General features: G+C 48.5%; 9 protein-coding genes. 1 reads left to right on the forward strand and 8 read right to left on the reverse strand.

Translation table 11 applies throughout. The features are described from left to right. Positions 1 to 184: 184 nt before the first annotated feature. The 7 genes from QVE43_RS01055 to QVE43_RS01085 all read right to left on the reverse strand — a co-directional run bounded on the left by QVE43_RS01055 (position 185) and on the right by QVE43_RS01085 (position 9,247). Positions 185 to 1,189, reverse strand: coding sequence for a mechanosensitive ion channel family protein (locus QVE43_RS01055; RefSeq protein WP_288003883.1), 1,005 nt, complete (start codon positions 1,187 to 1,189; stop codon positions 185 to 187). Positions 1,190 to 1,202: 13 nt separating this feature from the next. Next, positions 1,203 to 4,157, reverse strand: a complete 2,955-nt coding sequence (locus tag QVE43_RS01060; RefSeq protein WP_288003884.1) for a hypothetical protein — start codon at positions 4,155 to 4,157, stop codon at positions 1,203 to 1,205. 202 nt (positions 4,158 to 4,359) lie between these two features. Continuing rightward, complete coding sequence (locus QVE43_RS01065) at positions 4,360 to 5,322, reverse strand: L-threonylcarbamoyladenylate synthase (protein ID WP_288003885.1); 963 nt, start codon at positions 5,320 to 5,322, stop codon at positions 4,360 to 4,362. Positions 5,323 to 5,632: 310 nt separating this feature from the next. After that, entirely contained in the window at positions 5,633 to 6,889 is a 1,257-nt protein-coding gene (locus QVE43_RS01070; RefSeq protein WP_288003887.1) for a response regulator, read from the reverse strand. Between the two features lie 18 nt (positions 6,890 to 6,907). Beyond that, positions 6,908 to 7,441: a heme NO-binding domain-containing protein gene (locus QVE43_RS01075; RefSeq protein ID WP_288003891.1), complete on the reverse strand. Its 534-nt coding sequence runs from the start codon at positions 7,439 to 7,441 to the stop codon at positions 6,908 to 6,910. A gap of 32 nt (positions 7,442 to 7,473) precedes the next feature. Then, a complete protein-coding gene (locus QVE43_RS01080; protein WP_288003893.1) occupies positions 7,474 to 8,865 on the reverse strand; it encodes a sensor histidine kinase in 1,392 nt (463 codons plus the stop codon). A 22-nt stretch (positions 8,866 to 8,887) separates the two neighbouring features. After that, positions 8,888 to 9,247, reverse strand: a complete 360-nt coding sequence (locus tag QVE43_RS01085) for a CZB domain-containing protein (protein ID WP_288003894.1) — start codon at positions 9,245 to 9,247, stop codon at positions 8,888 to 8,890. A 217-nt stretch (positions 9,248 to 9,464) separates the two neighbouring features. On the opposite strand from QVE43_RS01085, the gene QVE43_RS01090 reads away from it, so the two are divergent. Continuing rightward, positions 9,465 to 11,156, forward strand: a complete 1,692-nt coding sequence (locus QVE43_RS01090) for a S8 family peptidase (RefSeq protein ID WP_288003895.1) — start codon at positions 9,465 to 9,467, stop codon at positions 11,154 to 11,156. A 183-nt stretch (positions 11,157 to 11,339) separates the two neighbouring features. Here the strand turns inward: QVE43_RS01090 and QVE43_RS01095 are convergent, their stop codons facing one another. Then, positions 11,340 to 11,570, reverse strand: coding sequence for a hypothetical protein (locus tag QVE43_RS01095; RefSeq protein WP_288003896.1), 231 nt, complete (start codon positions 11,568 to 11,570; stop codon positions 11,340 to 11,342). Between the last annotated feature and the right edge of the window lie 19 nt (positions 11,571 to 11,589).

Raw genomic sequence — 11,589 nt, forward strand, 5'->3', positions numbered from 1 at the left:
GAGAAATCTAAATCTTATCGTACCAATCCACAAGAAGCAAAAGAGATTTCCCGCTTGCGCTCGAAATGACAAAGGAGGGAAGGAGGGAAGGTTGAAAAATAAATAAAACGAAAAGAAAAGAGGGGCAAGAGAACAGAAGCAGCCGGAGACGTATTGCTTTGCTTACTGTCTCTGCCCCCATTTTTTACCCTTTCAGGTCAGCATCGGAAAAGAGACCTTGGCGGCGGGCTTCCTGCAAAAAGAGCTCCGTCATTTCGCTTTTGAAGTTGAACTCAAAGCGTATGTCCATTACATAAGCTTTCAAACGCATCTTTAAATAAGGGCGCTGTTGGTTCAGCGTATGAAAGAAAAGCACGGTAATGGGCTTGTTCAGATAAATATACTGCGACGTTTGCGCTACTTCGGTGGCTATTTTACGCGCCAGTTGGGTGTCTATGTAGGGCGGCAGGAAGAGTTCGGCAACTACTTGGCAGTTGGGTTCACCTGCATTGGAGTTGATGATGGCTTCATTCATAAGCTTGCCATTGGGAACACTCACCAGAGAGTCGTCGGGTGTGACAATGCGGGTAGAGCGCAAGCCGATTTCTACCACTTCGCCGTATTGCCCGCCTATTTCCACTTTGTCGCCTACTTTGAAAGGAGCATCCAAAAGGATTAAAATGCCCCCAAAGACATTTTGCAAAATATCTTGTGAGGCGAAGCCAACGGCAATGCCCAGCGAAGCCGAGATGGTCAGAATGGTTTCTATGGGAGGGGCAAAGACACCTTCTATGATGATGAAAAGCACGGTGAGCCAGCCGAAAATTTTGATGATGGGCAACAAGCCTTTGACTTGTATGCGGTATTGGGCGTTCCGCTCGGCAAAGCGTTCCAGCAAAGCAGAACTAAAACGGATGATGAAATAACCGCCCAACGCAAAAACTATAGCCCAGAATATCTTATGCCAGGCAAAGACTTTATGCAACGGCGGCGGGTTCTGAATGCCTTTGGATGCCTCTTCCGTTTGCTTGGCTTCTTTTTTCTCTTGAGTGACTGCAGGCGTTTGCAACTGGAGCTGCACTTGCTGCGCTTCGATACGTATCACTGCCAAGCTGTCTTGGGCAGGACTTTGTTGGGCACGGGCTTGCGGAGTGGCTACCAGCATGCACAGCAGCCACAAGAAGGGAAGATAATATACGCGTATTTTCATGGTCTTTCGCATTTTAATGAATGATATTGCGGCTTTTCAAAACTTGAACAATAGCTTGATAAAGGATGGGATGCAGGTGATAGTATCCGTCGGGGCGTTGCAATACGATGCCGTCATCCATCAGTAGCAGCAGCAAAGTGTTGATTTCGCCGGCAGGCAGGCGCAAACAGCGGGCAAGCGTATCGCGATGGGCAGCCCCATGCAACAACAAAGCGCGCATGACCAGAAGCTTTTGCATGCTCTGCTCTTTCAAAAACGAAAAATGAATGCCTTTGAGCGAGGTGATATAAATGGCTTGGTCGTCGAACTGCTCGATGGCATTAACCCACAGCAGCTGTGCTATGCGCAGATTCCCTTGTATAATGTTTTGAAGATCTTTAAAAAATTCATCTTTGAGCAGCGCTTGTTGCGCTTCGTAGTCAAGATTTTGGAACTTGCGACTCTGTTTTTCTACTGCTGAACTTTGGTAACGCAGTTCATAGCCGCTAATTTGATGTTTTTGGAGAATCAACTTTTCGATTTCTTCTTTTTTGAAAGCATGCAGATGAATGGGCGGGTAGGCCAGAAAATCATCGACCTGCTTGGTTTTTTGTAAATATTGCCAACTGTAGTGATGACAAGAGCCAATCCAAAAAACATTGCTGTTGGTTTGAGACATGATTTTGAGCTGTTGCAATATAACCGAGAAACCATCGACTTGCCGTGTGAACAAGTACTCCATATTTTCAACAATGATACAGCAGCGGGGAAGCTGCAGCAAAGCTTGGCAGAGGGCTTCGGGCGTGTCTTCGGCAAACGACAAGCCCAAATGTTGCTTGTAGAGATGAACCAGCTCTATTTCGTGCTCAATACGCTGCTGAATGTCAATGATATGTACCGGTAATGTTGCGGGCAGCAGATGCACTTTTACATAATTCAAAAAGGTAGTTTTACCATTGCCTGCCTCGGCGGTAACCACAATGGGAGCAAAGCCCCCTTTTTGCCAGTTTTCAAACGCTTTTTTCACCTGCTGTTCAGCCTCGGGGCGTGGTATGTAAAAGCGCCAGTTGTCCAATGGCTGAGGCTCAAACAATTTGCGATAGATGAAAGGCAGGGACTGTACGCGTGCCGAAGCGGTTGCCAAAAAATCGGCAATGGGGATCTCCAGCAAGAGGGGGTTGTCTAAAAGCCCCAGGCGAATGGCTATTTTGTGGTAATACTCGATGACTTTGGTTTTGCCGGTTCGCCAAGCGGCCAGCAGATGGGCAGGCAGGTGCACAAGAAAATCCCATGCTTGTTGGCGGTAGTGGCGCAGACGCTCGCGGGCTTGGGCTTTGCGGATACGCAACTGCAAGCCCAGCAGGCGATCTATTTGCTCCATCTCCAGCAGGCGTTCCACGAAGCGCCTGTCTGCTTCTTGCAGCTTGTTTTGTGCCGCCCCTACTATCTGTTGAAAATCCATGCCGGCTTGGCGTATTTGCTCGGCGGCACGCTGCAAAGCGCCCGTCAGTACATCCTTTGCCGATACTTCTTCTTTTTCGTTTTGTAGCCGTTCGGTAACGGTATGAAAGTTGAACAGCACGGCCTCCCAGTTTTGAAGCAGGCGGCTTTCTACTTTGGTAAGCGCGCGTGCCAGCTCTGTTTTGACTTCTTTGAGTGCTTTACGGTAGGCCGGCAGGCTTTCATGTTGTATCAGTTGGTTGAGATTCACAAAACTAACTTTCTTGGCAATACCCCGCCGGAAGTTGATTTGTGGTATGAGGGGGCGAAAGAGTGTCTGTTTTTTAAAGAAATCATCCAGATACAGTTCGTAGGCAGTGAGTTGTTCGCCGGGCTTGTGTGTGTCGAGCAATTGGCGGAGGCGCGATTCCATGTGTTGCCTTTCCGCTTGCAGGCGCACAAGCCATTCGTTGATAGCTTGTGGGCTTGTTGTTTGCTGCGTGCTGATTTCTTGCTCCAGCGCATGCATGAACGTGCAACTGCCTTCTATGCTTGTTTGGGCAAGGGCTTGCCGGAGCGCCTGCCAATGGTCAAGCAAATGGGCTTCCTGAAGCTTTATTTCGCAGCTTATTTTAATGAGCGACTCATGTGTGCGCCAGTCGGAAAGCAGGGCAGTGGCAAGTCTGTTGTGGGGCAAGAGTGCTTTGCGGTAACGTTTATCCAGCCGGCGTTGCTTTCGCCGGAGGGCTGCTGTCCGGAAGCGCCGGTTCGACAGCTCCCAAGTGCCTGCTTTGGCATACAAATCTTCGGCGAGGGTGCTGTGTTGCCGGAGCAGCTCTTGAGTGATATATTCGCTTTGCCGTTTGGCAAAGGCATTTAGTGCTTCCAAGAGGGCCGCTACGTCTTCGGATGAATTGCCGCCGGTGAGCGGAAACAGTGCCTTGCTTTTGTCTATGCTCAATTGCTTGACAGCGGCAAACTGTTGATTCATCAGCTGAAACCACTCCACATAAACGGGCAAGAGCGCCTGCGGTAGTTGGTAGAGGCACACATGAGCAGCAATGCCACGAAGGGCAGTGCGTTGACGGCCATAGCCGATGCTTTGTTTTTGTTTGCGGAACAAATTGGCAATGCGTCGCGGCAAGCGGCTTAGCTGCCATCCGGTGCGCTTGAGTGGTTTTATGAGGTAAGCTATTGCGGGGTCGCCTGCTTGCACATAATAGCGCTCCCGTGCTTGGGTGTGCTCTACCATTTCGGGCAGTGTCAAAAGAACACTTTCCACGCGTTGTACATAAGCTTGCCGATCCCGGGAAAAAAACAACTGTTGCCGCTTCAGCCGCCGTTCTGTTTGTTGTATCAAACGGGCAAAGGCTTCTTTCTGCGTTTGCAGCTCTTTGTAGGTGGGTGCCGGAGTCCGGAGCAAGTGTTGCACTTGTTTCAAAAATTGTTCATGAGCTTCGATTTCGTCGTGCAACGTCTTGAAGGCATACTCATGAGCAGCAGAGACGGCTTGTTTGAGTTGTGAGGTATGTTTATTGCCTTGATCCATAGGCTGTTGCTTTTAGTTAAGGTGGCTTCGGCAAAAAGAGAAATAAACTCTTAAAAAATAAAAGTTTTTTGAGTGAAGACGGTGTGTTGAACACAAAGTCACCACATAAAAAATGAAAATACATAGAATGGAAGTCAGCAAGGATTATAGTCTCTTACACTGCTTGTTTGGTCTTTTCATTTAATAAAGCTGTACTCGATACTCATGCCGAAGCGGCTGCCCGGCGTAAGCGGTCATTGATAGCGCGCCCCAGGTGTTCTTCGGGCAGCAGGGGTGCCACCACTGCCTTGACAGGCAGCTCTTCTATTTCACGCAAGGCAGCAAACAGGCGTTGAGCCGCCTCCGCGTAATTGCCTTGTGGCGATAGAAGAAGTTGGTTTTCTACAGGCAGCACGGCAAGCGGTTCTTTGAATACGATGGCGCCCAGCTCCTGTGGACTATATATCCTGAGTGCGGCTTCCAGCGAAAGAAATACCTTTTTTCTTGGGGCATAATGAGCCGACAGCATGCCCGGGGCTTTGGGGTTGGACGAAGAGTGGGTTTGCAGCATCACCTTGCCGGCTACTTTTTCTATTTCTTCCAAAGGAATGCCGCCCAAACGAAGTACAATGGGTTTTTGCGCTTCTTCGTTCCACGCCACGATGGTTGACTCCAAACCAATTTGACTGCTGCCACCGTCTAAAATATAGGGGATGTGTTCGCCTAATTGTGCCTCTACATGCCGGGCATTGGTCGGACTCACATAGCCGAAAGGGTTGGCACTGGGCGCTGCTACCGGAAAGTTGAGCGAAGCCAGCAGGCGGCGCGTGAGGGGGTGTGAAGGAATGCGCAGCCCTACCGTGGGCAAGCCGGCCGTAACAATGTCGGGTATTATGTCTTTTTTGGGGACAACCAAAGTCAAAGGTCCGGGCATGAAAGCCTCGGCCAGCTGCTGCAAGGGGGCAGGAATGGCGGCTATCCATTGCATGGCTTTTTCGAGCCGGTCGGTGTGCACAATCAGCGGATCGAAATGAGGGCGTTGTTTTACCGCAAATATTTGCGCCACTGCTTCGGGATTGAGAGCATTGGCAGCCAAGCCATAGACGGTTTCGGTAGGAATGGCTACCAGTTGTCCGGCTTCCAAATAAGCACGTGCCTTCTCTATGTCTGTTCCTATCTCTGCCATGCATGTAGTTCTTGTTCGCTGCAAAGATACAGGATTTTGCATGAAAAAAGAGCGCCTTATGCATAAGGCGCCTTTGGATTGTTGGATACTTTGTTTTTATGGGAATGCTGCTTAAAGATAGGCTTCTTGTTTCACGTAACTTGTCATTTCGAATCTCACGTAGTGAGGCGAGAAATCTCAATCTCGTAACACCATGCCACAAGAAGCAAAAGAGATTTCTCGCTTGCGCTCGAAATGACAACAAGGATGCCCAAAATGACAAAGCCGTAAAGACTGAAAGGCAAAGCCTGTTTTCGTTTACATGTCCGTTTTATGGCTCAAAGCGGAAGCCGAGCACCGTCACATCATCTACCTGTGAAAGACTGCCTTTCCATTCGTCAAAAGTGTGGGCAAGGCGCTCCGCTTGTATGGCAAAGGGTTGCTGATAAATCTCTTCGATGAGGTTAACAAGGTTTTTGCTGTAGAAACGCTTGCCCGACTCACCGCCAAACTGGTCTTGAAAGCCGTCGGTGTAGAGGTAAATATGCATGGGCTCATATGGCAGGTTTATTTCTTCGAAAGAGGCTTCTTCCTGCTCATATCCACCGATGGCTTGTTGGCTGCCTTTTAACACTTCCACCTCGTCCCTTCGAATGATGAGGGCACCCAGCTTCGCCCCGGCTAAGCTTATCTTACGTTTATTACGATCGATGCATAGCGCTACGGCGTCCATGCCGTCGCGTGAAACGGTTTCTTCTTGTCGCAGCCTTTCTATAATACCTTGGTTGATGAAAGAAAGAATTTGACCGGGCGCATGAATTTCACGGTCGTACACCGCCTGGGCAATTAGGTTGATCCCCACCATACTCATCATGGCGCCGGGCACACCGTGTCCCGTGCAGTCGGCTACCACAACAATGGTTTTGTCTTCCCCATTTTCTGTTTTATGGGCTACCCAGTAGAAGTCGCCCGATACGATGTCGCGTGGGCGGTAAAAAAGCACATGCTCGCCAATGATTTCCTGCAATTCCTGCTTGGAAGGAAGCATAGCTTCCTGTATGCGTTGGGCATAGCGTATGCTGCTTTGCACCTTTTCAAGCAACTGCTCTACTTCGGCGGTGCGCTCACGCACTTTCTCTTCGAGCGAGGCGTTCAGTTGGCGCAGTTCCTCAATAAGGCGCTCGCGTTCGTCGCGCAGGCGCAAGGTTTCAATGGCTTTTTCAATGATCATTTCCAGCTCGCCGCGGTCCCATGGCTTGGTGATGTATTGATAAATGCCACTTTTATTGACTGCCCGCACGATGGCTTCTATGTCGGCAAAGCCGGTTAATATCATGCGAATGAGGTTGGGGTAGCGCTCTACGGTGTATTCGAGCAGCTCCACGCCGGACATTTGCGGCATCTTGTAGTCGGTAATCAATATATGAACCGGATGCTCTTTGAGAATGTCGATGGCTTCCTGGGCTGAGGTGGCCGTATGCACCGTGTACTTACGCTTGAAAGCAGTTTTGAAAATACGCAGGTTGCTCTCTTCGTCGTCCACGTATAAAATATGGATGTCTTTATGCTTGTTTCTGTCTTCTTGCATAGCTCTTTAAAAACTTCTTTATTGTTCGTGAAAAGTGAGTCGAAGGTGTTCGTTGTCGATTTTTTCGACGCTTGTATGGTTGTTGAAATACTTATCCAAGCCTTTGATTAAAGAGATAAGCAGGTCTATCAGCCCACGGCTTGATTGATAATGAAGCAGCAGGACATTATCGGATTTCCACCGGTATTGAAAGCGGGGTGGATGCGCATTGGGAATGCGCTTGGTTACGATGTCGTGAATGAAGTCCAGCTTGGTAATAAACTCTTTGGTGCTTTTAGTGCCCATATACAGCGCTTTATACACTTTGGGGGCGTAATGCAGGCACCAATATTCGCCAAAGTCATCGAAGATTTGCTGGAGTGATACGCCACATACCTCAGCGCTTTTGACAAAGAGCTGTACACTGAGTTGCTCGTCTATGTCTTTATCGATTTCCAATGCAAAGTGGTGGGTTGCCGGCAGGTCGCAGCGGCGAAGCACCTCTTGCCAGTTTGCTTGTCCGTATTTCTTTGCTATAGTTTCTTCTAAGCAGGTTAAAATAGTTCCTTTCATCGTAGTAGAATTTTATGGTTTCTTGGATTGTTTCACACTTCATGCTTGGGCAGAACAATGATAAACTCGGTTCCTTTGCCTACTTCGCTGTGTACTTCTATTTGTCCGCCGTGTTTGTCTATAATGGAATGCACGATGGCCAGCCCCAAGCCGGTGCCCACACCTACGGGCTTGGTAGTAAAGAAGGGCTCGAAGATGCGCTGCAGCTTGTCCTCGGGGATGCCCACACCGTTGTCTTTGATGCGAATGACGACGTTTTCTTGTTTGTCTTCGGTGTAAATTTCTATTTTGCCGTCGGTGCGCTCTTCGGGAATTGCCTGAATGGCATTGCTTATCAGGTTCATGAATACCTGGTTGAGCTGCCCGGGATAATGGGCAAATGGTTTTAACTCAGGGTCGTAATACTTTTTGATTTCAATGCGGTTTTTGTATTTGTTTTGCAGCAAAATGAGGGTAGAGTCGATGCCCTCGTGGATGTCGGCTACTTTGCGCTCCTCTTCGTCGAGGCGGGAGAAGGTGCGCAGCCCTTTCACTATTTCCATGGTGCGGCTGGCGCCTTTGGCTATGTCGCCCACCAGCGCATGAATATCTTTTTTCACTTCTTCGAAGTCTATTTCTTCTTTCAGGGCTTCTACCTTTTCAAGCTGAGCCAGCAGTTGTTGATAATCGGCTTTGAGCGGATGCAGGGCTTCGTAAGCATCAACTACTTCAAACATATCCTGCAGCAGCATACGCAGTGTGTCGATACCATTGTACACGAAGTTGATGGGATTGTTGATTTCATGGGCGATGCCGGCCGTGAGTACACCCAAAGATGCCATCTTTTCCGATTGAATAAGTTTGGTTTGCGCCTCTTGCAGCTGTTTGACCAGCACTTCCAGCTTTTGCTTGGTTTCTTGCTCTTCCTTCAGGGCCCGCTCCAGCTCTTCCCGGGTTTTGAGCAGCTGCTCACTTTGCTCGAGTGTTTGCATGAGTAGCTCGCGCATCTGCTCCTCGTTTTCCTCCAGTAGCTTTTTGCTTTCTTGCTCTTTTTTCAACAAAGACTCCAGTTCTTCCCGCGTTTTGAGTAACTCTTCACTTTGGGCAAGCGTTTGCTCCAGCAGCTCGCGCATCTGCTCTTCGCTTTCTTTCAGACGCCGGTTTTGCGACTCTATCTCCGCCACTTGTCTTTCGATGGTGTCAACTACCGGGCGAAAGAAGCCATAGGCCAAGAAGGGCAGCACTGCCAGTATCATGAGCCCTACGCCGTAGGTGGCAACGCGCAAAGTGTAAAGCTGATCGCTTGGCTCGATGCCTTGCGCCAGCAGGGTGGCCTCCAGGTCGTTTACAGTGACTTGGGTAATGACTTCCGCCAAAAGAACCAGACCGGCAATAACATACAGGGCTGTTTTGTAGGTGTTTCTCAGGTTGGTGTATCTGTTCATATTGTTTGTCTTGGGTTTATTTTTACAGCGATGCTTCTACTTGTTTGTCAAGTGCTTCGAGTGTTTGGATTAGTTTTTCAGATAATTGCTTCATTTTTTCATACTCTGCCCCGGCTTCGGCATTCTTGCCTTGCTCTTTGAGCAGCACCACCTTGGCAGTGGCTTCGTGCAGCTGCTTGTGTATTTCTTCCAGCTGCTGCATGTCCTTCAGCTGTCCGTATTTTTCCATTCCTTGCGCGTAAATCCATTTCCCGAGGCGGCAGTCTGTGTGAGAGAGCACTTCTTCATGGCTAAGGCTCTCTTTGCCTTCCAGGTAGTTGAGCAGCCTGATACGCCAGTTGATATGATTGGCTTTGGCTGTTAAAAAGTCTATGTTGCGCATAGTTTGAAATATTTTACGGTTTAAAAATATGTATATTTCTTCTCACAGTTTGTTTCTTTCGACGAAAGAAATGCTATGTAAGACCAATAACCATTGTGAAACGATAAAAGTGTCAACGTCAATAAAGGAGTGTACTAAAAAACCGGTGGAGTCGTTTTGTTATGAAAATAGCTATCTTTGCAAGAAGATAGAAAAAATCAAATAAAAACTTAAAACAATGAAAAAAGGCATAACTACATTGGGCATCAGCCTGTTGTTGGCAGCAGCTGCCCAAGCACAGTCGGCATACCCGCCCATGAAGGCGGCAGCACAAATAAAACAAGAAGAGCCGCCAAAAAACTGGTTCAACCTGGACAACGAGCAAGACGGCGTGAAGGGGATGAGCGTGGAGCGTGCCTATGCCGAACTGCTGAAAGGCAAAAAAGGACGTACGGTCATTGTGGCGGTCATCGATTCGGGCGTGGATATAGAACATGAAGACCTGCAGGGACATATATGGACCAATGAGGATGAAATCCCCGGCAATGGCATCGACGATGACAAAAACGGCTATATCGACGATGTGCACGGATGGAATTTCATAGGCGGTAAGGACGGAAAGAACGTGTATCATGATACTTATGAGCTTACCCGCTTGTATGCTGCTTACAACAAGCGTTTTAAGGAGGTTGACCCTGCCACCTTGAGCGGAAAAGACAAAGAAGATTATGACCATTATTTAGAGATAAAAAAAGCATACGAGCAGGCTTATGCAGAGGCAAAACAGCGCTATCAACAATTTATGAGCATCTATGAGCCTTTTGCTGATGCTTGTAAGAAGCTGAAAGAGCGTCTGAAAGTAGAGGAGCTGACCCCCGAAGTACTCAACGAACTCGAAGAAGACGAGCTGCAAGAAGAAAAAGCCACTTACTTATATCTCACACAAATGCGTGGTTTGTCGGAAGCTGACCTGGAGGAGTATAAAAGCTACTTCGAGGGGCTCATGAAGTATGGTTATAACCCCGATTTCAACCCGCGCACCATTGTAGGCGATAATCCCGAAGACATCAACGACCGCTTTTATGGCAATGCCGATGTGGAAGGACCGGACGCCACTCATGGTACGCATGTAGCCGGCATCATTGCTGCCGTGCGCGGCAACGGCATTGGTATGGACGGCGTGGCTGACAATGTATTGATTATGCCGGTGCGTGTGGTACCCGATGGCGACGAGCGCGACAAAGACGTGGCTTTGGGCATCCGCTATGCGGTAGATAATGGGGCACATCTTATCAACATGAGCTTCGGCAAAGCTTACTCGCCGCACAAAGAGTGGGTAGATGAAGCCATTCGCTATGCCGAATCGAAAGGTGTTTTATTGGTGCATGCAGCCGGCAACGATGGTAAAAATACCGATGTAGAGCCCAATTTCCCTACCAAGTTTTTTGGTAACGAACGCAACAATGACCAACAGGCGCAAGCCTGGTTGGAAGTAGGGGCTTCTTCTTGGGCAAACGACCCCAAAGAGTTTGTGGCGTCATTTTCTAATTACGGAGACAAAACTGTAGATGTTTTTGCGCCGGGTGTGGCCATTTACTCTACTGTACCCAACAACCAATACGAAGACCTGCAAGGCACCAGCATGGCATCGCCCGCTACTGCCGGGGTGGCTGCGCTGATTATGTCTTACTATCCGGAGCTGACAGCCCGGCAGGTAAAAGACATCATCATGCAGTCGGTGGTGAAATATGAAGGTATGGAGGTGAACAAACCCGGCAGCCGTAATGACATGATATCTTTTGATGAATTGTGTATATCAGACGGTATCGTGAATGCTTACAAGGCGGTGCAGTTGGCAGAAGAGATGACACAAGGGAAGGGTAAAAAGAAAAAGAATAAAAAGAAAAGAAAAAACAAGAAACGTAAATAAACCTTAGGTAAAAAAAGCAGGAAGCCGGGTGCGTTGGTGCCCGGCTTTCCTGCTTTGATAGGCTAAAGCGAAACAGGCATTTTATGTTCTCTTTGTCCTTCCGGGTGCTCTCTCTTTCATGTTTTCAAACCTTCCTCTTCACGCTTTCGAGTCTTCCCTTTGGGCTTTCGGGCTCTTTCTTTGTCATTTCGGGCATTCCCTTTTGTCATTTCGAGCGCAGCGAGAAATCTCTTTTGCTTCTTGTGGCTTGGCTTGATGAGATCTCTCACTCGCTTCGCTCGTTCGAGATGACAAGCTAAGCGCTATGTGTGGGGCCATCCTTTCTTTGTCATATTGTCGGCTCTCTTTCTTTAAGCCGTCTTTTTGTTGCTTTTTCAAGGCTCCTTTTACTTTTTCGTGCTCTTTCTTTGTCATTTCGGACTCTCCTCTTTTG

Origin of the sequence: Thermonema sp., from assembly GCF_026003375.1 — a bacterium.
Lineage (GTDB): Bacteria > Bacteroidota > Bacteroidia > Cytophagales > Thermonemataceae > Thermonema > Thermonema rossianum.

What these genes read in the sequence shown, in the direction of transcription:
- QVE43_RS01090 (WP_288003895.1), top strand. Translation starts at nt 9,465, where the DNA reads ATGAAAAAAGGCATAACTACATTGGGCATCAGCCTGTTGTTGGCAGCA.
- QVE43_RS01055 (WP_288003883.1), bottom strand. Translation starts at nt 1,189, where the DNA reads ATGAAAATACGCGTATATTATCTTCCCTTCTTGTGGCTGCTGTGCATG.
- QVE43_RS01065 (WP_288003885.1), bottom strand. Translation starts at nt 5,322, where the DNA reads ATGGCAGAGATAGGAACAGACATAGAGAAGGCACGTGCTTATTTGGAA.
- QVE43_RS01080 (WP_288003893.1), bottom strand. Translation starts at nt 8,865, where the DNA reads ATGAACAGATACACCAACCTGAGAAACACCTACAAAACAGCCCTGTAT.
- QVE43_RS01085 (WP_288003894.1), bottom strand. Translation starts at nt 9,247, where the DNA reads ATGCGCAACATAGACTTTTTAACAGCCAAAGCCAATCATATCAACTGG.
- QVE43_RS01070 (WP_288003887.1), bottom strand. Translation starts at nt 6,889, where the DNA reads ATGCAAGAAGACAGAAACAAGCATAAAGACATCCATATTTTATACGTG.
- QVE43_RS01095 (WP_288003896.1), bottom strand. Translation starts at nt 11,570, where the DNA reads ATGACAAAGAAAGAGCACGAAAAAGTAAAAGGAGCCTTGAAAAAGCAA.
- QVE43_RS01060 (WP_288003884.1), bottom strand. Translation starts at nt 4,157, where the DNA reads ATGGATCAAGGCAATAAACATACCTCACAACTCAAACAAGCCGTCTCT.
- QVE43_RS01075 (WP_288003891.1), bottom strand. Translation starts at nt 7,441, where the DNA reads ATGAAAGGAACTATTTTAACCTGCTTAGAAGAAACTATAGCAAAGAAA.